Below are 21,250 nucleotides of genomic sequence, written 5' to 3' on the forward strand. Positions count from 1 at the left end.
CCTTTGAACACCCTACACATACGACGAGTGGTTGGTCTTTTTTACATGCTACTTGTTCTTTAAACAGTAATCACGCTATAGTCATACCTAACATAATTTAAGAAGGAAGTAATAAGAAAGGAAGAATAAAATGTACTTAAATAATTCATATCCTCAGGCTCCATATTACACTAACCCACAAGTGTTTTCTGGAGTTACTTCTGGCCATAGGCTGTATCCATTTGCAACAAATTCTATAGAAAATGGCGTATATGGGGTAATTAACGGTTACACGCTTTATAAGCCGGGATTTGGTCCCTCTTATGGCCCAAATGTTCCTTCTATTCCTAAATATATGATTTCTAAATTTGGTTGGAAAATAACTGAACATAATGGAATGAAATATTGGGTAGCCATGGATGAAAAGGATTATCGAATTGAAATTGGAAAAATGTTAGGTATGAATCCAGAAGAGGTAGATTTATCTTTAGTTCAATGTGGTTCTCTAGGGGATACTGGTTGTCATGGGGACTGTCCTGACAATCGATTTTGCATAAAGATTGGGGGAAGTGAAGGTACCTTCTGTACTTGTTCAGCATATTTGAATAGAGTAGTGAATTTTACTGAAAAAAATGAAACAATACTAAGACCAAGACAATGGTTAACACTTATTAATAACACAAATAGACAATTGTATTTAAAGTGGGAAGGTTCCACCCATACTGGGGATCCGACGGAGTCTTATCTAAATCCGGGGGAAAAGGACGCAAAGAAATCTGAGAGGACTAATGATGCAAATTTTGTGGTGAAAATTAATCGATTAAAAAATGGTGAATGGCTTGAATCCGGTGTATTAACGGAACATGTAAGTGGTGAAATGGGCAGTGAAGAATATTATAATTTAATAACATATCGATTCCATACTGATCCAGAAGATCTTATTAGATTTGGAAAGACACCAACTAATATGGACGCACCGGAAACGATAAGTACATTCAAAATAGACGAATGGTAAATGACTAAGAGAAATTCATATACGTTTATCTTTGTATTGCTAATGGACGGAATAGAAAAACAAAGTCAAGAAATAGGTACTTACGTTGAAAGTATAATTCTTTTACTTTTTTTGTTAAAAAGCGACATCCTTCTAGGAGTCGCTTATTTTGTTTTATTCTAGATCCTTTACCTTTGCATATATAGTAGATCGAGGAACGCCTGTCATTTTTGAAATATCATTGACGCTCAATCCATTTGACTCTCTTCCAGTATAAAGCTTCATAGCCTTCCTAATGTCCTTCTCTGGCTTTCCAATACGCCCCATATGTTTCCCTTGAGCCTTAGCTCTCTCACGCCCTTCTGCCGTTCTATCGGCTATTAAATCACGCTCAAATTCTGCGATAGCACCAAGCATGGTAAACATGAGCTTTCCAGCTGGGGTCGAAAAATCTATTTGTTCTTTAATGAAAACCAATGATATTCCACGGCTTTGCAGATCCTTCGCAATCTTATGTAAATCAAATGTACTCCTCGCCAATCTATCTAGCTTGTAAACAACCAGCTTGTCGCCGTCTCTTAAATAATCTAGGGCTTTGGCAAGTTCCTCACGGTCGCTCTTAGCACCACTTTTCTTTTCCATAAAAATTCTCTCGCAACCATATTCCTTTAATTTCTCGACTTGTATTTCTAATTCCTGGTCCCTAGTAGATACCCTTGCATAACCGATAACTGCCATCGTTGTTCTTCCTCTCGTTGTTGTCTAAAAGTCTTATATCTTTTGTATATTTTATTCTAGACTAACTTTTAGACAATATCAATAGCAATAATAGCAGTGATTTTAGATGTTTTTTTCTTTGTGCAAAACTTATAACTTTTAGAATACATGCAAGGTAAAATTTACGGAATTGTTTATACCTAGTTTCATATCTCAACAGCGTAGCCAAAAGTTGCAGCATAAAGACTCTCGTATAGGGCAATGGAAATGAAGTCAATCTGGCTCAAGATGAATAATATCAATATGGGGAGGTATCCAATTACAGGGCTAAGAATAGCTATTTATGCTACCTAGCTGGATAAATGGAATTATTGCCAATACATATGATTTAAATGTCTAATGTTCTATTCCAGCAGTTACCCCATAAAATAAATATAATGGATAATTATTCCTCTTGTGGAAAAAATGATTGTACAGTCAATTACATAAGTATAAAATATACATTAAAAGAAGGTGTTGGAAAGAGGCGCAATGAAATGGCAGAAGTAAATTTATATAGATACGATTTTAGTTTAATAAGAAATTTTGGTGTAGAAAGTTTAAAAAAATATCTAAAGAATGAGATACCGGATTTTACTCGATTATTTAATTTAAAATATTCCAGCCGATCTCACGAAACAATTTGTAATTTACTGAATGAGCAGATTAACTCTGGCTTTGATGATACCTCAATTGAAGGGACTCTTTTTCAATTATTGGTTTATGTAATACCGGAGAGAAGTTATTATTTTACATTTTCAACTAATTTAAATATCGATATAGCATTGGAACATTTAAACAGTAAGTTTCCAGACATTGTTAATATGAAGATAACAAAGATTAGTAGACAAGTAGAACATTTATTAACAATTAGAAAAGAACAAAGTAAATTGGTTTTCTTATTTAATGAAGGAGTTGCTAGCTTAGGTAAAACAGAAGAGAAGTGTGGTTTTTATGTAGCCTGTATAATTGATTTTGAAAATAACGGTATTGAAATAAAGCTTAATCAACATTTACGTAGGAGTACTGGTAAAAAAGTTAAGAATATCATAAGTGAAGTAGAAGAATTTTTAAAAAGAAATTTATCTTTTTCTACTCCAACTGAATCATTCTACTTCCAGCCAAATAGAAGTAACGAGGCATTCATACATAAGGGATTATATAAACTCTTTGAAGAAGAGTCATCAAGGTCGTTAGATTTAATTAAAAGAAAGATAGCTGAATTTGAAGGAGAGGAGGATGTAGAACAAGCTGAAAAGGTATTAAAATTAAATGTTTCTAAATATTTGGAAGAAGAATTACACCTTAGATCTCCGGAACCATATGTTAATAAGGTTCTTTCTGCAAAATATCAAGATACGGCACTGATTATGGAAGAAGCTGAATTTATTAATGATGGTGGATATATATTTGGATTCACCTTCGTTGATAGAAAAATCACTAAGTCCTCCAATAAAAATGAGGAAAACAAACCCGTATATTACTCCAAGATTTTTTGGGACTTAAAGGAGACTGTTAAGGACTATGAAGAAATTTGTGAGTTAGGTGTTTATTGGAAATTTAATAAAAATGATTTTTCTAAAGTGGGACTGGATACAAGGGATAAAGACAATCTTTCGTATGTAGAGGTAGGTTTTAAAGAAACACAGCATATATTAGAGATTCATTATTATGTTAATAGGGATGATGGCAAAGATTTTATTAATACTTTACATGAAAGGAGAGTTAGAAGAAAATATGTTATCGGAAAAATTGAAAAATTTATATACGGAAAATAGGACACTTGCCGATGAATTCCCATTTGATGAATACTATCCCTTATTAAGGAATTTTCTGGTTCAGGAAATTAATCTAGGTGCTGAATTATTAAGTCCCTACAGATTTGCTGTAACCTACGGCTTATCTCCAAGGAGTTCGGTTAGATTTTTTCTTGGGTTAGCAGATGAAGAAGAAATAATCTATCAATATTATAAATATGAATGTGAAGAATGTAATACAACTAATATTATAAAGGACGAAGCAGAACTTCTCGACTTTAAATGTAAAAATTGTGGTTTTGAAGACTACTTGGTTAAAACAGAGCATTTAAGTGAAGTAAAGCTACTTTTTAAAATCAGTGGACCGTTGTTAGAGGAAATTAGAAATAATTTAAAGGAACTTCCCCTCACTGAAGTTAGCAATTTTTCCTCGACTTTAGATGAGGGGACTCTAGTTTCGCTTAGTACGTTGACAGAGATAGCTAATGATGGAGGAAGACCAATTAGCAAACTATCAGAAAGTCTACAAAATAGAATTGAGGAGTATAGACAAAGGGCATTCTTATAATTAGGTGGTATTAATTAAATGATAAAAGGTGAAAAGAATAAGGTATTTTACATAATCCTGATTGTTATATTCTTAGCTGTTTTTTTTAGTTTTTCGCTTCTGTTACTACTTCTCAATCAAAGGGTGATAATTGACCAAAAAAGTATAAATTTGTTAGATATGTTTATTAAGTCAAGTTTTACCTTGTTAGGTACTACATTGTCAGGTTTGGTTGCTGTATTTATATTTTCACTACAAGAAGGTAGTAAGAAAAAAGAAAAGCTAGATGTTCAAATAAAACATTATAAGAATATAAGACAGGAGTTTGAGAGTAACATTATTGCTCTAGAGAAAATAGAAAGCATGATGGACATAGGGACACTTGAAGAAGTAGCGAAAGATTTAGTAGAACAAAAAGAAATAAAGGAAATGTTACTGGTTTTGTTTACACAGCTTAACTTCACTTTCTATATTAATCATCTAAGTGAATTAAAGTTAGAGAGATATGAGAATTCAATAAAAGTTTTTAAATTAACTTATCAAGTATATAAATACCTAGACATTGTAATAAACAAACTTGATAGCCCTAAAAACGTAAAAGCCCTTTTAGGACAAATGAAAAGAGATATTATAAAAATTAAAAGCTTACAAAATGTAATGGAACAATAAATTACTTAAAATCTTTTTAAGTTTTAGAGATTCCAATGTGTTGCATAAGAGATTTTTGGCAGTTAATTATTTAAGAGGTTGATTCCAACTGTTTTTTCTATGTAATAGAGTTTGATAGGGTTATGCTTAAAAAAACCTTTCCGAAATTTGGGAAGGTTTGGTCTTTTTATATAAAATATTGGTAATTTGAAGAAAGGGATTATAAAAAATTTAATCAGAATATGTTGATTTTATAGAATATTTTTTAAACTTTTCCTAAATTTATTTGAGAAAACTCCCTTATTTACCCCATCTTTTAATAATTCCAAAAGTTCTTCTTCCGTTAGATCCAGTGGTCTAGGTATGAAACGCTTTGACCCGTTCATCTCTTCCTTATACCAGGCGAACCTAATTTCCTCACGTTTTATGTCTTTAATAAATATTCTCTCTACAGCTGAAATATCATCCCCATCTTGAGTTAACCCTTGAGCTAAAAGGTCGCAATACGATGTCCTTTTTAACGGTTTGTGCATATCTTCCCCTCCAACAAATAATCAAAATAAAGTAATTACTTGTGTCTCCTGTGCTTTGTCCTCTTTAAATATCCTGACCTCGGCATTCTATGAAGTTCATCATAAGGCTTTCCGGTTATTACTGATGAAACGTATTCCTTTTCTACGGGTTTCCCATCTATTATTAATCCTCGACGATTCAAGTTTCTGGTTACTTCAAACATACTATTGGTGATGGCATATTCTTTAATTATGAATTTTTCTAATGTATCTGCTTCATAGTTTTCTACTAAATATACGTAATACTGAAGTCTTTTTATTTCATCTTTTGCTCGGCGAACGGTGATTAAACTAGACAATTTATCTCCTCCTTAAAAGAACATATTCCATAAGTGTTCCGGTTTTCCTTTAAACAGTTTTGTGAACATCTTGGCTGGTCAAAATATAATGATCCAGAAACTAGAGAAAGAGGGGTATTATGAACGAATTGCTTGAAGCGAAGTTAACAATTTCACGTATCCGAACGCAGTTACTCGACTTGGTTGGTGAGCTGGTTGCTGACGATTTAACGGATAAGCCGTATGCAATACAAAGGATTTTGATGGTAGTGGGATATATTGATAAGCATGATGTTGAAGTTAAGGAAATAGTAGATACCTTAGCGATAAAAGCAAGATTGAAATGAAGACCACAAAATAGTGGTCTTTTTGTTAATTTCATACCTCATGGAACTAAAGGTATCTTTATAAAATTTTCCCGTATGTTTCCCTTGTAGCGTCTGCTTTCCTACTATTAATCTACAATGCCTATAGTCCCGTTTATTATGATATTTTTTGCCTACTTTAACTTAATATGTTAAGTCATTAGAATCATTTTTGCTTTGATATTAATATTGTTTTATTTTAGTGCATACACTTGTTTGTGCTGTTTTTGAAGTACAACCTAGATGTATATGAAGGAAAAATTAAATCAGAACCAAAAAGAGGTGAATTAAACGACTAAAAAAGTAAATGAATTTCCATTAATTCTTAAAGCAAATGACATTTCTGAGATTATGGGGTTTTCATTGCGAATGGCTTATCAAGTGATGGATTTTCCGGGCTTTCCTACTATTCGAATTGGAAAGTGCAAACGAGTTGGGCGAGATGAGTTTTTTGCTTGGTTAGAGCAGCAAACATCAGATGTACAAAAAATGCAAATCAAAAAGCCAATATCTGATTAATAGGAAATGAGGAATGAACAGTGGAAGGAATCGTTTATGATAAATATTTTGTTTTTACTTGGCGAGTTGAAGAAATAATCAAGGATAAAAAAATGAGTGACAAAGATAAGCTAAAGCAAATACAAGTATGGTACGAACTGATCAAGAACATGGAAGATATGGAGTAAATTGCAATAGTTCCTTGATAACCTAATAAAATGAAAAAAGACAGAAACCACCCGGTCCCCAAACAAGGTGGTTGCAGCTTGTAGGAATTATAAACAGGCTGTTACAGGAGGTAATCTCCCTATGAGTAATGATAGCATAGATTTCGGTTTTTTAGCTGATGAAGTGGTTAAACGAGTAGATATTTTAGAAGAAGCTGAGAAACAGGGATTACGCTTTCGAAGACATGGAAAAAGCTATTTTACTCTTTGTCCATTTCATTCCGAGCGAACTCCGTCCTTTTCAATCAACCGGAACAAAAAGATGTTTCGTTGCTTTGCTTGTGGCAAAGGTGGCAATGTAATTGTATTATTAGCTGCCTTAAGAGGTGTTAGTAAAGGAAAAGTAATCTATCATTATAGTAAAAAGTTGGGGCTTATCGGAGCAAGTTGGAGCCGAAAGCAGCAGCAAGAGATAAAGCAACGTACCATTCAATACGAATTTAAGAGGAAAGAAGAAAGTAATTTTGATGAGGTCTTCCGGTTCTTATGTGACCAGGTTCATGCTTATAGAAGGGCAATGAAGCAAGTTAAAACAATTAAAGATAGAAATGCCCTTCAAAAGTTTTATCAAATATATGACCAGTTGCCTTATTACGAATATTTACTGCAAGATATGTCGGGTGATAACGGGGAAGACGCTCAGGTTGAAGCATACTTCGTAGGAGAGGAGAAAATGGATGAATGGAACTCTCGCATAAACAGTTAGCCAAGATTGCAACTCGAAGAGAACAACAGCAACAGGAATCTAAAGACGAAGGCGTTAAAGATTGGCTGAATCAATTGGAAAAATCCAATCTTGGCACAAATTTAAGCACCCCCTTCAATGTGTTATCAATTCTCCAACATGACCAGCTACTAAAAGGGAAATTTGCATATAATCTTTTAACTCAAATGTCAGAAATCGTTGGTCAGGTGCCTTGGGAAAGACTAACTGAGGACAAAGGCATGACAGATTATGACGATTCCTGTTTAAGGAACTATATATCTATTCAATACGGAATAAAAGGCAAGGATATTATTTATGACGCCTTCAACCAAGTAATTTTAAATAAAAAGTATCATCCTGTTAGAGACTACCTTAATAATCTAAAGTGGGACGGGATACCCCGGTTAGATAAATTGTTAATTGATTATTTTGGAGCAGATGACACCGAGTTGATCCGGTCACAAACAAGATTAACAGGTGTTGGGGCTGTAATGAGAATTTTTCAGCCAGGGTGTAAATGGGATTATGTACTGACATTGAAAGGGGATCAGGGATTAGGAAAATCATCTTTTTTTCAGAAGTTAGCTGTCAAGAGTGAATGGTTCTCGGATTCGATTGATGATATGAGGGGCAAAGAAGCTAAAGCACAAATTCAAGGAAATTGGATTATTGAGTTAGGCGAAATGGCAGCTGTGTCCAAAGGTGACCAAAAGCGAACGAAACAGTTTATTTCCTCCACCCATGATGAATTTAGACCGGCTTATGGTAGAAGGACAATCCGTTGTCCAAGGCAGTGTATCTTTGTTGCAACAACCAATGATGAATTGCCTTTAAAGGACGATACAGGTGGCAGACGCTGGTGGATTATAGATGTTAAAAGCAAATGGTTTGAAAAAGATTTTCCACTAGAAGTAGAGCAAATATGGGCAGAAGCTGTCCAGGTTTATAAAGAAATGATTAGTAAGGGTATCCCCTTCAAGTTACCAAATCATCTTGAAAATGAAGCAAGAAAAATTCAAACCCAATATACTGACATGGGTTTGTATGCTGGGATCATTGAGGACGTTCTTCAAAGGGGTTATTACGAAGAAAAAGATTACCAGTCAGGTATGGTAAAAAAAGTACCTATTAATGAAACTTGCGCCCGACATGTTTGGGAAAAGGTAGTAGGGCGACATAAACATGATTTTAATTCTGCTCATGCCAGAGATATTAATGCTGGATTGAAATCACTCGCAGATTGGGAATGCAAAGGAAGATTAACTTTCGGTGAATACGGCAAACAAACGGTTTATAGACGAAAGGACAGATAGGACAGATAAAGGACGGATGAAATGATTAACTGTCCGAGCTATTTAGCCTTAGAGCCACAAGGGATACATCCTTTCAAGGACAGATAGGACAGATGATTTCTATTAAAATATAAAGTTTATATATAAAACGTATGTAGACTAAGTAGATTTTATCTGTCTATCTGTCCTCATTATAGCTCACTCTTAGAGCCACAAGGGATTGCAAAAGGACATATACACTATTATTATCTGTCCTTTTAATAAAATATGATGAGGTGGTTGAGATAAAATCCTTAGGTTTTCATTATAAATTTACTGATAAAGAACTAAAGCAGCTTTTACAAAGTATTTCGGTTTTAGTTGATACGAGGGAACAGCAGAATCAGCATATCCTTAAATACTTCGATTCTAATAAAATTCCGTATGAATCTATTAAACTAGGGGTTGCTGATTACTCTGTAAAGCTGCCTAGTTGTCCGGAACTTGGCATAATAAAGGATATTCATTTACCAATAGCGATAGAACGGAAAAATTCTGTCAACGAATTGGTTCAGACCTTTAAAGACCGAACCAGGTTTGAGAATGAGCTGATTCGTAGTCAAAAAATTAGATTCTCTCTTTTGGTCGAGGATCAAAACGGTTATGAAAACCTTATTAGAGGAAACTATCGTAGCCAGTATAATGCAAAAGCACTTGTAGGTACACTAAAATCGTTTGAAACCCGATACGGATTCTTTACTGCATATATCCCGAACCACGCTTCTGGGCATTACATTTACAACGAGTTTTACTATTTTGTTAGAAATTATCTGAAAGGCTACTAGCACTAAGTTAAGGAGGAAAGGTGGGCATATCCATGGATAATGGCTTAACCAGGAAACAAGGAGCATTCGTTCTGGAATATATAAAGGACTATAATGCCACACAGGCAGCCATACGTGCTGGATACAGTAACCGTGGAGCTTCTGAAATTGGTTATCAGCTCCTTCAGAAAACTTCAGTTTTAGAGGCGATTAATACACTGCAAGACGATATTGAGCAGCAGTTAAGAATGCAATTTGTTCAAGACGCAATTCGGGCAAGAGAAGTTCTGAGAGAAATATTGCATAATCCGAACAGTACAGACCGGGACAAAATTACAGCTGCTCGTGATTTATTGGACAGAGCCGGATTTAAACCGGTTGAGAAAAAAGAGTTAAGTGGCGCCGGTTCGGGGAATCCTATTGAAATAATGTTTGTTGACCCTTTAAATTGAGTTATAAAAGGCAGTGGGTATAATAATAAAAAATAGCCACCAATCAGAAGACTGGTGGCTTTAAAATTACAACCTTTTACCTTTATGATTAAATAACCTTCTAACAGGCGAGAATTTATTGTGCTGTTGCTTAAGATGTTCAGAATCCATTTGGATGTACTTCCTTGTCGTTTGAATGTCAGCATGGTCAAGAATTTTCTGAAGCGTGAATACATCTCCACCATTTAGAATGTAATTTCGAGCAAATGTATGACGAAACATATGAGGGTGTAGCTTTGGAATGTTCAATTTCTGCTTAAGTCGATTTAATCTTTTTCTAAAGGCGTCTGCAGTAAAATCATCCCCGTAGGCGTTCATAAAGATCCGTGAACCTTCTCCAAAATATTGTTCAGTTTCAGCAGCTAATTGTTTCAACCTTTTAGATATTTCACGGCTAATTGGTATTTCTCTCTGTTTTCTATTTTTAGCGATTTCTGAGGGAACAATAAGGGTGTTATGTTGAAAATCAACATGTTCCTCAGTAAGCGACATGGCTTCGTTAATTCTTAAACCTGTGTCTAGCAATAACAGCACTAACGTTTTATCTCGCCACTGAGCAAATAATTTATCATCATATGAATCTAGAATCATATCAATTTCTGTGTCTGTTAACCCTTGAACTTCTTCATGTTCATCATCTTTAACCAAAGGAATATTACTAGTTGGATTTCTGTTTAGGATACCTTCTTCTACTAAAAATCGGAAAATCGCTTTCAAATTGCGCAACCGAATATTAATGGTAAATACAGATAATCCTTTTTTAGTTTTCTCTCGTTGTTCGTCACCTTGATAAGGTAATCTGTCATTCTTTAAATAGTTTATATAATTACGTATCATGGTGCTTTTAATCTCATCAATAAATTCAATGTCGGGACTTAACCAATCCCGGAAATAACGAACAGTATCATGATAACCCTTGATTGTACTTTGCCGAAGCCCCTCTGCTTCCTTTGCATGAATAAAGATTTCTATAGCATTTTCTATAGAATATCGGACTTCAAGTGTCTGTCGGTCATGACGTAACTGTCGGTCATTGGTCGATTTTGTTTGTCCTCGTTGCGCAATAAATGTACGTCCCATAAGTTATTTTGCCCCCTATATTGGTGGCTGCATGTCCTATAGTCACAAAACTTCATGTCCTACAGTGTAGCGAAAAAACAGCAAAAAACGCTGATTCTGAGCTACACATTAACCGACATAAATGAACGGCTAAAATAGCGTTAGAACAGCGTTTTTAGGCTTTTTGACGTCCCGAAGAGGATTCGAACCTCCGACCTACAGTTTAGGAAACTGTTGCTCTATCCTGCTGAGCTATCGGGACACATTTATTGGGAACGTTACTTATTATAAATAGTTAAAGGTAAAAGGTCAATAAATAATTACCTTTTCTACCTTTTATCGCCTTTTTCTGAAAACTAACCAGACAATCAGACTAAGGGTAATTAATAAAAACTCCATTGATAAGATATACCATGGGTAGGGACCAAGAAGGTTTAATAGGCTGGCGCTATTGGGTTTATGGCTCAAAAACATATAATTTCCATCGACAGCCTTATTAATTAGCATAATGATCGGCATCAAGATATTTAAAAAGACAAAGAGTTTTACAACGGACCATATGGTAGGTCTGTAGCCTTGTACCCAAGTAAAATAGAAGACAACCCAGATTATCATTACATGAGTATAAAAGAAGTGGAAAAAGCGAAAATGCGGGAAATCAAAATTTAACAATGGGGTAAAGATCGCCTGAGAAGCACCCAACAAGGCTGTAAATAATAAAATTTCATAAATAACTTTTTTTCTCGTTAACAATATTAGTACCGATAATATAAGGCTGATACTGCACAATTCTAATGGAATTGCATGACTGACATCCCACATATCATTTATAACCATCCAAAGATGGTAACTAACCTCTATCACGATTAATGAAATTCCTACTCCAACCTCTGCTTTTCTCCATTTTTTGTTCCTAAGCTTATCCCTGTTTATGAATATAAAAAACGAACCCAGAATAAGAAGGGCTATAATTACAAAATGGCTGACAGAAAACATTTCGAAATTATATTCCTGAACATTTCCTCCAAACAAGCCCATCATCAACCACCCTTTTCGCTTTATTACTATGATTTATATGCTGGTATGTTCCATTCCCGACCATTACAAGATAAAAGAAATTTCTACCTAATCTAAGTTTACCTGATATATGGTATAATAGTTTGTCGAAGATACTCGAAATAATTAAAATGTGGGGGTCATTATGGCTGGTTATACGCCGATGATACAGCAATACTTAACCGTTAAGGCAGATTATCAAGATGCCTTTTTATTTTTTCGCCTAGGCGATTTTTATGAAATGTTTTTCGAGGATGCGATTAAAGCATCACAAGAATTAGAGATAACCTTAACAAGTCGCGAAGGCGGCAGTGAGGACAGAATTCCAATGTGCGGGGTTCCTTATCATTCTGCCCCTAACTATATTGAACAGCTCATTTCAAAAGGCCATAAAGTGGCTATTTGCGAGCAAATGGAAGACGCCAAACAAACCAAAGGCATGGTTAGACGGGAAGTTGTCCAGCTTATTACACCTGGTACCGTAATGGAAGGTAAGTCGTTATCAGATAAAGAAAATAACTATATTGCATCCATTTCCTGTTTTGACGATGGAACATTTGGATTTGCTTATACAGATCTCTCAACAGGTGAAAGCAAGGTAACCCAGCTCTCGTCCAACTTTGATGAAGTTTTAAATGAACTAGCCGTATTAAGCTCTAAGGAAGTAGTTGTCGCAAACGACTTCGAAGCTGAATTGCAGAAGAAAATGCGTGAACGTGATGTGCTCGCCATTTCATTCGAAGATAGTAGTTCAGTAGATATAAATTTTTCACATCTGCTAGACAATCTCAATCAAGATAAACTAAAACAAAGTGCAGCAAGGCTGTTTCATTATTTATATCGTTCACAAAAGAGAAGTCTTGATCACCTCCAACCGGTGACCACCTATCAAATTCATCAATATATGAAAATTGATTACTACTCTAAACGGAATCTTGAATTAACGGAAACGATCCGTTCAAAAGGGAAAAAAGGCTCTCTACTTTGGCTGCTTGATGAAACGATGACCGCAATGGGCGGCAGAGCGCTGAAAACCTGGATTGACCGTCCTTTAATTTCTCGTACGGACATCGAGCACCGTCAAACCATTGTAGAGGTTTTGATGAACAAATATTTTGAACGCCAGGAGCTTCGCGAAAAGTTGACTGAAGTATATGATCTGGAAAGGCTTGCTGGTCGTGTTGCTTTTGGCAACGTAAATGCCCGTGACCTTGTCCAATTAAAACGATCATTAATGCAGATTCCTTTCTTAAAACAAATTCTCTTTGGCATGGAGCATGAAGAAGTAAATAAAATTGCACAATCGCTTGATCCCTGCGAGGAAGTCACTGACCTTTTAGAACAAGCAATTGTTGAGAATCCACCGCTTTCTTTAAAAGAAGGAAATATGATTCGTGACGGATACAATGAACAGTTAGATCAATACCGATATGCAAGCCGTAACGGGAAAACATGGATTGCTCAACTTGAGCGTGAAGAGCGCGAAAAGACGGGGATTAAGTCCTTGAAAATCGGCTATAACCGTGTATTTGGCTATTATATAGAAGTAACTAGAGCAAACCTGCATCTTTTAACAGAAGGGCAATATGAGCGAAAGCAGACTTTATCAAATGCGGAACGTTTTATTACTCCAGAATTAAAAGAAAAAGAAGATTTAATTTTACAAGCAGAGGAAAAAAGTGGAGAACTTGAGTATCAGCTTTTTACTGAAATTCGCGAGATTGTAAAAGAACATATCCCACGCCTGCAGGCTGCAGCAAAAGCGGTTAGTGAGTTAGACGTACTCCAATGCTTTGCACAGGTGAGTGAAGAGCGTCGTTATGTCAAACCGGAATTTTCTACAGAAGGCAAAGTGGTCCTTAAGAAAGGCAGACATCCCGTAGTTGAAAAAGTTCTTAATGCACAGGAATATGTAGCGAATGACTGCTTTATGGATCATGAGCGTGAGGTTCTGCTTATCACAGGTCCAAACATGAGTGGTAAAAGTACGTACATGCGCCAAATTGCATTAACCGCCATTTTAGCTCAAATCGGATGTTATGTGCCAGCTGATGAAGCCGTGCTGCCAATTTTTGATCAAGTATTTACTAGAATTGGGGCAGCGGATGATTTGATTTCTGGTCAAAGTACGTTTATGGTCGAAATGCTTGAAGCCAGAAATGCACTAACCAATGCAACCCAGAACAGTCTCATATTATTTGATGAAATTGGCCGTGGGACCTCGACCTATGATGGTATGGCTCTCGCTCAGGCAATTATTGAATACATCCATAAGCATATTGGTGCGAAGACTCTATTCTCAACTCATTATCATGAATTAACGGTTCTTGAAGACGAGCTTGAGAAATTAAAGAACATCCATGTTAGTGCGATTGAGCATAATGGAAAGCTTGTCTTTCTTCATAAAATCAAAGAAGGCCCAACAGATAAGAGCTATGGTATTCATGTTGCACAGTTAGCAGAACTTCCTAAGGAATTAATTCAACGAGCGAATGAAATTTTATCAGCACTTGAAAAACCTGATTTAAAATCTGTTTCTGTTAAAACGGAAGTGAAGGAAAATAAGGAACAGCTTGCACAGTTGTCATTCTTTGATGAAGTCAAAGAACCAAAGAAACAAGAATTATCTACGAAAGAAAAGAAAGTTTTAGATAAAATGAAAGAACTTGATTTGCTAGATATAACACCGCTTCAAGCGATAAATCTGTTGTATGAACTTCAGAAAAAGTTAAAAGGCTAAAGTTGTAGGAGGTGACTGGTATGGGTAAGATTATCCAATTAGATGATGCACTATCCAATAAAATTGCAGCAGGAGAGGTAGTAGAACGTCCAGCCTCTGTTGTTAAAGAGTTAGTGGAGAATGCAATTGACGCGGGCAGTACGGTAATTGAAATTGAAGTAGAAGAAGCAGGTCTTGCGAAAATTCGAATCACGGATAATGGAAATGGAATCGAAGAAGAAGACGTCTTACTCGCCTTCCAACGTCATGCGACTAGTAAAATTAAAAATGAAAATGACTTGTTTCGTATCAAGACTCTCGGTTTTCGCGGGGAAGCTCTGCCCAGTATCGCATCCGTTTCAAGGCTGGAGATGAAGACCTCAACTGGTGAGGGTGCAGGTAATCGAGTTGTCATTGAAGGTGGAAAGGTTGAAGTTTTTGAAAAATCTTCGAGCAGGCGCGGGACGGATTTAACGATAACCGATTTGTTTTTTAACACACCGGCACGCTTAAAGTATATGAAAACCATTCATACAGAGCTTGGAAATATTACCGATGTTGTGAACCGACTGGCGCTCTCGCATCCAGAGGTAGCCTTTCGCTTAATTCATAACGAACGTAAACTGCTGCAAACGAACGGTAATGGTGATGTTCGCCAAGTGCTGGCGTCTATCTATGGTATGGCGATTGCCAAACAGCTTGTGCCGATTTCCGGGGAATCGCTTGATTACAAGATTAGTGGATATGCCTCGATGCCTGAGGTAACGAGAGCATCTAGAAACTATATTTCTACGATGATCAATGGTCGGTTTATAAAAAATTATGCATTAGCCAAGGCGATTCAGGAAGGGTACCATACCTTGCTTCCTATCGGCAGGTTTCCGATTGTTCTCCTTAATATTGAGATGGACCCATTATTGGTGGATGTCAATGTGCATCCATCTAAAATGGAGGTTCGGATCAGTAAAGAAGCTGAACTGTATGAATTGGTTACCTACATCATCAAAAATGCATTTAAATCGAAGATCTTGATTCCAACTGCTTATACCCAAGAGAAAAAAGAGATAGCTAAGTCTGAGCAAACTACATTGATTCTTGATGAAAGAACCAATCCAGTTCTCGAGAGAAAAGAAATAAAATGGGATTCTTCTTTTGTGTCAAACACCATTCAGGAAACGGTACCAGCTCTTGAGGTGAAAGTGGAACCATGGATTCCTAAAGAGGTTGAAGAAGAGATAACCATACCAAGTAGTTGGGAATATACTCCACCACCAGAGATGGAGTCAAATGAAACAGAAGTAGAAACAGAATCAAGTGCGGATGCGGATCAAATGGAAAGCCGGATTCCAAGGTTATACCCCATTGGTCAAATGCACGGTACGTATATCTTTGCACAAAATGAAAATGGGTTATATATTATTGATCAGCATGCGGCACAGGAACGATTGAAGTATGAGTATTTTCGTGAAAAAGTAGGTCAAGTTCATGCGGAGTTGCAGGAATTACTTGTTCCAATCACGCTAGATTATTCTACTGATGAATATTTGAAGATAAATGAAAACCGTATGGAATTAGAAAAGGTTGGAGTTTTCCTTGAGGAATTTGGAATGAACAGCTATATCGTACGCTCGCATCCACAGTGGTTGCCAAAAGGAGAAGAGAAGCAAATTATTGAAGATATGATAGAGCAGCTTCTTTCGATGAAAAAAGTCGATATTAAAAAGCTGCGAGAAGAAGCGGCGATTATGATGAGTTGTAAAGCTTCGATTAAAGCAAACCGTCATTTACGCAATGATGAAATCCAGGCATTACTAGATGACTTACGAAAAGCTTCAGATCCGTTTACCTGCCCGCATGGAAGACCCATTATTGTTCATTATTCGTCTTATGAGATGGAGAAAATGTTTAAACGAGTTATGTAGTGCTTTCTTTTTTTTAGAGGAAAGCACTCTTTTTTTGAAACAGCTTTTTTAAAGACAGATGTTGATATTCTCACGAAAATCCTTATAAAGGACTAATCTCAATGGATACTCTCCTGATTAGTCTTTCATCACTCTGATGAAGGACTAATCTCAATGGGAACTCTCCTGATTAGTCCTTCATCACGCTTATGAAGGACTAATCCCACTGAGAATTTTCCTGATTTGTCTTTCATCATGCTTATGAAGGACTAATCTTACTGAGAATTTTCCTGATTTGTCTTTCATCACGCTTATGAAGGACTAATCTCACTGAGAATTTTCCTGATTTGTCCTTCATCGACCTTTTATACCACTGTACTAATAATCAACAATGAAATTTAACAATGATTTTGAAAAATTTAATAATAGGTACTTATATTTGTTTGTTTTATAGTGTAAAATTACACTATAAGGGAGATTAAAAAAGGAGGTGGAGGTGTGGTTATTTTTAGCCTCTTAAGTACTTTTTTACCTATCGTTATTATTATTTTTGTAATCGTTTACGCTGTGAAAAATAAAGAAATGGGGGGAGAGACAGTGATACGTCATCTTTATACGTATTTAGTCCTGTTTGCAACACTTATGATGGTGATTGGTGGAGGAATTTCAATTTTTATGGCTGCGGCCGATTTAGTAAGTCCACCAGGTTATTATCAAAACTTCGAAGATTTTAAGCAGGTTTACCATGATCAGAAAGTTCCAACTGAGGAAAGTAAAAGCTTAACAGATGCTGAAATTCGTGAAAGATATGATCAAATGGTAAAAGATGAAAAGAATCGTGCTAGAGAAAATGCGAAAAATCAAATTATTAAAAGCCTTGGCTTTATCGTGATTCCGCTTCCGATTTTCCTGTATTTCAATAATATGAGAAAGCGCCAAAGTGATATCTAGTTTTAATAAAATAAAGAAAAATGACTATCAAAATGTAAACATTTGATAGTCATTTTTTATTGATATCTAAGGATTTCTGGGGGTATCACCGTCCCAGTTTGTTAACGAGCATTTTCAATATATTTTACGACATCACCGACTGTTTGAAGCGTCTCTGCCACTTTGTCACTAATTTCGATCGCAAATTCATCTTCAATTTCCATCGTTAAGTCAACCATATCAAGCGAATCAGCTTCCAAGTCATCCTTAAAAGATGATTCCAGTTTGATAATCTCCATTTTGACACTTAATTGATCTGCAATAATAGGCTTTAATTTTTCAAATATCGTCATTGTTACTTTCTCCTAATGATTTTTCTTTTCTTCGTGGTTCTACAATTAAGAAATGATACAAGTAATTAAAAATTGCTACTACAACACTTAGAAGGAAAAGCTGCTTGCGGCTCATTCTTCCCATTTTATATACGCGAAGTTTTTCTGCTAAGGTGGTTATTGGGTAAGCAAATAAGTAGTCAGCAATAATATTTGTTAAAAGATAGAGCCAGAATCTTTTGTACGTTAATTTAAAAATCCAAAAGTTCAGGAAAGTAAAAGGTCCAAATACAAATGATACATCTGTTGCTAAATTCGGGAAAATAGGATTTTTTACTTTCCACCATTTAAACGCCCGAGATAACTCACTTATTAAGGCGATAACCTAGTCACTAAAAATAATAGTTGGCAGGTACCGAAAGAATGAAGATTTCCCAAGCTTGATGACAGAAAACCAAGGCATGATTAGCAACATATACATTTTCCATTTTTCTTTCATTACAAAGCCTTCCGATATGGATCCCTAGCTACTATCCAATACTAATAATTTATTTATTAGTATTTTTATCTGTAATAACCTGTAATATCCATATCTTTGTTGCTGCTATTAATTTACTCTTGCAATATCCACCTAATAATAAAAAGTTTAAGTACCAGTTACCATACAAAATGCACCGCTAAAAATGCGGTGCAATAAGTAATACATATTTACATCTACCTCTTACTTCCAAACTATCTCACTGCAGCTGGCAGCTTATGCATGTATTTCAGGGCTTGTCCCGTTCCGATTGCAACGGATTCAAGCGGATTTTCTGCTAATTGTACAGGAACAAAGATTTCTTTACTTAGCCATTCTTCCATTCCCTTCATTAATGCACCGCCGCCCGTTAAGATCACACCGCGGTCGACAATGTCTCCGCTTAGTTCGGCAGGGCAGTCCTCAAGTGTTGCACGGATTGCTTCTAATATATGAGATAACGATTCTTTCAAAGCATTTCTAATTTCATAGGATGATAGGGTAACGGTCTTTGGTAATCCTGTCACAAGGTCACGACCGCGTACTTCCATGTGAAGCTCTTCGTGATCAACCAACGCATAACCAATTTCCATTTTTACATTTTCAGCTGTTCTATCGCCAATCAACACATTATATTCCTTGCGGACATATTGAATGATTTCTTCATCGAGACGGTCTCCGCCAATTTTAATGGAATGACAGGACACAACTCCCCCGAATGATATAATCGCTACCTCTGTATTACCTCCGCCAATATCAACAACTACATTGGCTACTGGCTCATCAACAGGCATTCCGGCGCCAATCGCAGCTGCTACAGGTTCTTCAATTAACTGGATTTTCTTTGCGCCCGCATTTCTCACGGCGTCTTGAATAGCCCTTCTTTCAACACTTGTTGATCCAGAAGGTGTGCAGATTACTACATTTGGCTTCCGAAGTGCAAAGCCCATTTTTTTTGAAGCTTTTCTCATGATATGCTTTAGAAGTTCAGTGGTAAGGTCATAATCTGCAATCACGCCATCCTTTAATGGTCGGATTGCCATAATTTTCTCAGGCGTTTTTCCAATCATTTCTTTTGCTTCCATGCCAAATGCTACAACCTTTTTTGTTTCTGTATCAATGGCCACCACAGAAGGCTCATTAACTGCGATTCCTTTATTTTTACTATAGACTAATATATTTGCTGTTCCTAAGTCGATTCCAATCTCAAAGTTTGATAACATCTTCTTCACCTAATTTCCCTATTTTTCGACAACCTGCCATTTGACCAGTCATCTTTCTACAAAATAAGCTACGATTAAGCCTACCACGAACTTGGGGGTAAGAAGGTGATTGTAAATGAATCGTTATAGGAATGTAAGATTGTAAAGTAAATTTATTAGTTCATGTATAAATGTAATAAATGAAATCCTTGTCAAAATGATGCATAGAATGGTTGTTTTTTGATTATACTTATTTGATGTTCAACTGCTTTTAAAATATATGTTAGGATGTTAGTGTGACATGGTTTTCGAGACATCACGTAAATAATGAAAAAAGGGCAGTGTGAAAATATTGGATTTAAAACAGAAGTTATTAGTCATTATTGGTCCAACCGCAGTTGGAAAAACAAAGTTAAGCATAGAACTGGCTAAACGGTATAATGGCGAAATTATTAGCGGCGACTCCATGCAGATTTACCGAGGCATGGATATTGGAACTGCAAAAATAAAAATCGAGGAAATGGAGGGGATTCCCCACCATTTGATTGATATTAAAGAGCCGGATGAAAGTTTTTCAGCAGCGGAATTCCAACAGCTTGTACGAGCGAAAATATCCGAAATCACCTCAAAAGGTAAGCTTCCTATCATCGTCGGCGGGACTGGGCTTTATATTCAAGCCGTCATTTATGATTATCAGTTTTCAGAGGCACCTGCGGATGAGGAATTTCGTTTGCAGCTTGAAAAGAGGGCAAAAGAGATTGGAAATGAGGCGCTGCACCATGAATTAACGAAGATAGATCCTGAAAGTGCAAGACAACTTCATCCAAATAATGTGAGAAGAGTTATTCGGGCACTTGAAATTTATCATTGTACTGGTAAGATTATGAGTGAATATCAAATTAATCAGCAGCCTGACCTTCTATACGAAACCGCTCTTATTGGTTTAACCATGGATAGAGAAAAGCTTTATGAACGGATTAATACTCGTGTTGAGATAATGATATCCGAAGGGCTCCTCGAAGAAGTCTCTGGGTTATACAAGCAGGGAGTCAGAGATTGTCAATCCATTCAAGCAATTGGCTACAAAGAAATCTATGATTATATAGATGGAAAGGTTAGTTATCATGACGCCGTTGAAAGTTTAAAACAAAATTCAAGGCGCTATGCAAAAAGGCAACTAACTTGGTTTCGTAACAAAATGGATGTAGAATGGTTTGACATGACAAATGTCTCAAATTTGTCAAAAAAAATAACTGAAATTTCACAGTACGTTGAAGGAAAGCTACAAGTAAAATCGAATACATATTAGTAGAGATAAAAGAGGAGGATATACAAATGAAAACCACCATCAACATTCAGGACCAATTTTTAAACCAGTGCCGCAAGGACAATACTCATGTAACGGTATTCTTATTAAACGGATTCCAATTGAGAGGCCAAATCAAAGGCTTTGATAATTTTACAGTTCTTTTTGAATCAGAAGGAAAACAGCAATTGGTTTACAAGCATGCCATTTCAACCTTTGCACCGCAAAGAAATGTTCAGCTCGACCTGGATGCGCAATAACCTGTACTTATGACTTGAGCCCATGAAATCTATGGGCTCTTTTTTATTTTTATAA

At 36.0% G+C, this 21,250-nt stretch carries 23 protein-coding genes and 1 tRNA gene; 16 read left to right on the forward strand and 8 right to left on the reverse strand.

The genetic code is table 11. The features are described 5' to 3' along the window. The first annotated feature begins 130 nt into the window (after positions 1-130). On the forward strand, positions 131-994 hold the full coding sequence (locus QNH48_RS10155) for a hypothetical protein (protein ID WP_283954781.1): 864 nt from the start codon (positions 131-133) through the stop codon (positions 992-994). A gap of 153 nt (positions 995-1,147) precedes the next feature. Here QNH48_RS10155 and QNH48_RS10160 read toward each other — a convergent pair whose 3' ends face one another. Continuing rightward, a complete protein-coding gene (locus QNH48_RS10160) occupies positions 1,148-1,711 on the reverse strand; it encodes a recombinase family protein (RefSeq protein ID WP_283954782.1) in 564 nt (187 codons plus the stop codon). Between the two features lie 371 nt (positions 1,712-2,082). Here QNH48_RS10160 and QNH48_RS10165 point away from each other — a divergent pair, with 371 nt between their 5' ends. The 3 genes from QNH48_RS10165 to QNH48_RS10175 are packed head-to-tail and all read left to right on the forward strand — an operon-like array spanning position 2,083 to position 4,702. Further along, complete coding sequence (locus QNH48_RS10165; protein WP_283954783.1) at positions 2,083-3,507, forward strand: hypothetical protein; 1,425 nt, start codon at positions 2,083-2,085, stop codon at positions 3,505-3,507. Further along, on the forward strand, positions 3,443-4,054 hold the full coding sequence (locus tag QNH48_RS10170; RefSeq protein WP_283954784.1) for a hypothetical protein: 612 nt from the start codon (positions 3,443-3,445) through the stop codon (positions 4,052-4,054). The genes QNH48_RS10165 and QNH48_RS10170 overlap by 65 nt, the downstream gene beginning before the upstream one ends. A gap of 18 nt (positions 4,055-4,072) precedes the next feature. After that, positions 4,073-4,702, forward strand: a complete 630-nt coding sequence (locus tag QNH48_RS10175; RefSeq protein ID WP_283954785.1) for a hypothetical protein — start codon at positions 4,073-4,075, stop codon at positions 4,700-4,702. Between the two features lie 230 nt (positions 4,703-4,932). On the opposite strand, the gene QNH48_RS10180 is transcribed toward QNH48_RS10175, so the two are convergent. Both QNH48_RS10180 and QNH48_RS10185 read right to left on the reverse strand, forming a co-directional pair. Next, entirely contained in the window at positions 4,933-5,214 is a 282-nt protein-coding gene (locus QNH48_RS10180; RefSeq protein ID WP_283954786.1) for a hypothetical protein, read from the reverse strand. A 35-nt stretch (positions 5,215-5,249) separates the two neighbouring features. Further along, the gene (locus QNH48_RS10185) at positions 5,250-5,552 is read right to left on the reverse strand and encodes a hypothetical protein (protein WP_283954787.1); all 303 of its coding nucleotides are present in this window, start codon (positions 5,550-5,552) and stop codon (positions 5,250-5,252) included. Positions 5,553-5,671: 119 nt separating this feature from the next. Between QNH48_RS10185 and QNH48_RS10190 the strand changes: the two genes are divergently transcribed. From QNH48_RS10190 to QNH48_RS10220, 7 genes are all read left to right on the forward strand, one after another. Then, positions 5,672-5,878 carry a hypothetical protein gene (locus QNH48_RS10190; RefSeq protein ID WP_283954788.1) on the forward strand — a complete coding sequence of 69 codons (207 nt, stop codon included), beginning with the start codon at positions 5,672-5,674 and terminating at the stop codon, positions 5,876-5,878. Between the two features lie 387 nt (positions 5,879-6,265). Then, on the forward strand, positions 6,266-6,415 hold the full coding sequence (locus QNH48_RS10195) for a hypothetical protein (protein WP_349655126.1): 150 nt from the start codon (positions 6,266-6,268) through the stop codon (positions 6,413-6,415). Between the two features lie 20 nt (positions 6,416-6,435). Then, positions 6,436-6,582, forward strand: coding sequence for a hypothetical protein (locus tag QNH48_RS10200; protein ID WP_283954789.1), 147 nt, complete (start codon positions 6,436-6,438; stop codon positions 6,580-6,582). A 121-nt stretch (positions 6,583-6,703) separates the two neighbouring features. Further along, positions 6,704-7,327 (forward strand): CHC2 zinc finger domain-containing protein, encoded by a 624-nt coding sequence (locus tag QNH48_RS10205; RefSeq protein WP_283954790.1) that lies wholly within the window; start codon positions 6,704-6,706, stop codon positions 7,325-7,327. Then, a complete protein-coding gene (locus tag QNH48_RS10210; protein WP_283954791.1) occupies positions 7,303-8,640 on the forward strand; it encodes a virulence-associated E family protein in 1,338 nt (445 codons plus the stop codon). Before QNH48_RS10205 ends, QNH48_RS10210 begins: the two co-directional genes overlap by 25 nt. Before the next feature lie 254 nt (positions 8,641-8,894). After that, entirely contained in the window at positions 8,895-9,443 is a 549-nt protein-coding gene (locus QNH48_RS10215; protein WP_283954792.1) for an ERCC4 domain-containing protein, read from the forward strand. Between the two features lie 32 nt (positions 9,444-9,475). Beyond that, a complete protein-coding gene (locus QNH48_RS10220; RefSeq protein ID WP_283954793.1) occupies positions 9,476-9,874 on the forward strand; it encodes a terminase small subunit in 399 nt (132 codons plus the stop codon). A 66-nt stretch (positions 9,875-9,940) separates the two neighbouring features. On the opposite strand, the gene QNH48_RS10225 is transcribed toward QNH48_RS10220, so the two are convergent. The 3 genes from QNH48_RS10225 to QNH48_RS10235 all read right to left on the reverse strand — a co-directional run bounded on the left by QNH48_RS10225 (position 9,941) and on the right by QNH48_RS10235 (position 12,013). After that, entirely contained in the window at positions 9,941-10,993 is a 1,053-nt protein-coding gene (locus QNH48_RS10225; protein ID WP_283954794.1) for a tyrosine-type recombinase/integrase, read from the reverse strand. Positions 10,994-11,160: 167 nt separating this feature from the next. Further along, a tRNA-Arg gene (locus QNH48_RS10230) sits at positions 11,161-11,234 on the reverse strand. A gap of 74 nt (positions 11,235-11,308) precedes the next feature. Continuing rightward, complete coding sequence (locus QNH48_RS10235; RefSeq protein ID WP_283954795.1) at positions 11,309-12,013, reverse strand: YwaF family protein; 705 nt, start codon at positions 12,011-12,013, stop codon at positions 11,309-11,311. A gap of 160 nt (positions 12,014-12,173) precedes the next feature. On the opposite strand from QNH48_RS10235, the gene mutS reads away from it, so the two are divergent. The 3 genes from mutS to QNH48_RS10250 all read left to right on the forward strand — a co-directional run bounded on the left by mutS (position 12,174) and on the right by QNH48_RS10250 (position 17,599). Further along, complete coding sequence (gene mutS, locus QNH48_RS10240; protein WP_283954796.1) at positions 12,174-14,768, forward strand: DNA mismatch repair protein MutS; 2,595 nt, start codon at positions 12,174-12,176, stop codon at positions 14,766-14,768. A gap of 20 nt (positions 14,769-14,788) precedes the next feature. After that, positions 14,789-16,669 (forward strand): DNA mismatch repair endonuclease MutL, encoded by a 1,881-nt coding sequence (mutL, locus tag QNH48_RS10245; RefSeq protein WP_283954797.1) that lies wholly within the window; start codon positions 14,789-14,791, stop codon positions 16,667-16,669. A 477-nt stretch (positions 16,670-17,146) separates the two neighbouring features. Further along, positions 17,147-17,599, forward strand: coding sequence for a hypothetical protein (locus QNH48_RS10250; RefSeq protein ID WP_283954798.1), 453 nt, complete (start codon positions 17,147-17,149; stop codon positions 17,597-17,599). Between the two features lie 101 nt (positions 17,600-17,700). Here the strand turns inward: QNH48_RS10250 and acpP are convergent, their stop codons facing one another. Both acpP and mreBH read right to left on the reverse strand, forming a co-directional pair. Further along, entirely contained in the window at positions 17,701-17,931 is a 231-nt protein-coding gene (gene acpP, locus QNH48_RS10255) for an acyl carrier protein (protein ID WP_283954799.1), read from the reverse strand. Positions 17,932-18,642: 711 nt separating this feature from the next. Continuing rightward, positions 18,643-19,650, reverse strand: a complete 1,008-nt coding sequence (gene mreBH, locus QNH48_RS10260; protein WP_283955733.1) for a rod-share determining protein MreBH — start codon at positions 19,648-19,650, stop codon at positions 18,643-18,645. A 331-nt stretch (positions 19,651-19,981) separates the two neighbouring features. Here mreBH and miaA point away from each other — a divergent pair, with 331 nt between their 5' ends. Both miaA and hfq read left to right on the forward strand, forming a co-directional pair. After that, positions 19,982-20,938: a tRNA (adenosine(37)-N6)-dimethylallyltransferase MiaA gene (gene miaA / locus QNH48_RS10265; RefSeq protein WP_283955734.1), complete on the forward strand. Its 957-nt coding sequence runs from the start codon at positions 19,982-19,984 to the stop codon at positions 20,936-20,938. A gap of 26 nt (positions 20,939-20,964) precedes the next feature. Continuing rightward, on the forward strand, positions 20,965-21,195 hold the full coding sequence (hfq, locus tag QNH48_RS10270; RefSeq protein WP_034672853.1) for an RNA chaperone Hfq: 231 nt from the start codon (positions 20,965-20,967) through the stop codon (positions 21,193-21,195). The last annotated feature ends 55 nt before the right edge of the window (positions 21,196-21,250 follow it).

It is taken from the genome of Neobacillus sp. YX16 (assembly GCF_030123505.1).
Taxonomy (GTDB): Bacteria; Bacillota; Bacilli; order Bacillales; family Cytobacillaceae; genus Neobacillus.

What these genes read in the sequence shown, in the direction of transcription:
- QNH48_RS10210 (WP_283954791.1), top strand. Translation starts at nt 7,303, where the DNA reads ATGGAACTCTCGCATAAACAGTTAGCCAAGATTGCAACTCGAAGAGAA.
- mutL (WP_283954797.1), top strand. Translation starts at nt 14,789, where the DNA reads ATGGGTAAGATTATCCAATTAGATGATGCACTATCCAATAAAATTGCA.
- QNH48_RS10205 (WP_283954790.1), top strand. Translation starts at nt 6,704, where the DNA reads ATGAGTAATGATAGCATAGATTTCGGTTTTTTAGCTGATGAAGTGGTT.
- QNH48_RS10235 (WP_283954795.1), bottom strand. Translation starts at nt 12,013, where the DNA reads ATGATGGGCTTGTTTGGAGGAAATGTTCAGGAATATAATTTCGAAATG.
- hfq (WP_034672853.1), top strand. Translation starts at nt 20,965, where the DNA reads ATGAAAACCACCATCAACATTCAGGACCAATTTTTAAACCAGTGCCGC.
- QNH48_RS10225 (WP_283954794.1), bottom strand. Translation starts at nt 10,993, where the DNA reads ATGGGACGTACATTTATTGCGCAACGAGGACAAACAAAATCGACCAAT.
- QNH48_RS10160 (WP_283954782.1), bottom strand. Translation starts at nt 1,711, where the DNA reads ATGGCAGTTATCGGTTATGCAAGGGTATCTACTAGGGACCAGGAATTA.
- QNH48_RS10175 (WP_283954785.1), top strand. Translation starts at nt 4,073, where the DNA reads ATGATAAAAGGTGAAAAGAATAAGGTATTTTACATAATCCTGATTGTT.
- QNH48_RS10195 (WP_349655126.1), top strand. Translation starts at nt 6,266, where the DNA reads ATGGCTTATCAAGTGATGGATTTTCCGGGCTTTCCTACTATTCGAATT.
- QNH48_RS10155 (WP_283954781.1), top strand. Translation starts at nt 131, where the DNA reads ATGTACTTAAATAATTCATATCCTCAGGCTCCATATTACACTAACCCA.
- QNH48_RS10220 (WP_283954793.1), top strand. Translation starts at nt 9,476, where the DNA reads ATGGATAATGGCTTAACCAGGAAACAAGGAGCATTCGTTCTGGAATAT.
- QNH48_RS10165 (WP_283954783.1), top strand. Translation starts at nt 2,083, where the DNA reads ATGTCTAATGTTCTATTCCAGCAGTTACCCCATAAAATAAATATAATG.
- QNH48_RS10170 (WP_283954784.1), top strand. Translation starts at nt 3,443, where the DNA reads ATGAAAGGAGAGTTAGAAGAAAATATGTTATCGGAAAAATTGAAAAAT.
- mreBH (WP_283955733.1), bottom strand. Translation starts at nt 19,650, where the DNA reads ATGTTATCAAACTTTGAGATTGGAATCGACTTAGGAACAGCAAATATA.
- QNH48_RS10180 (WP_283954786.1), bottom strand. Translation starts at nt 5,214, where the DNA reads ATGCACAAACCGTTAAAAAGGACATCGTATTGCGACCTTTTAGCTCAA.
- acpP (WP_283954799.1), bottom strand. Translation starts at nt 17,931, where the DNA reads ATGACGATATTTGAAAAATTAAAGCCTATTATTGCAGATCAATTAAGT.
- QNH48_RS10190 (WP_283954788.1), top strand. Translation starts at nt 5,672, where the DNA reads ATGAACGAATTGCTTGAAGCGAAGTTAACAATTTCACGTATCCGAACG.
- mutS (WP_283954796.1), top strand. Translation starts at nt 12,174, where the DNA reads ATGGCTGGTTATACGCCGATGATACAGCAATACTTAACCGTTAAGGCA.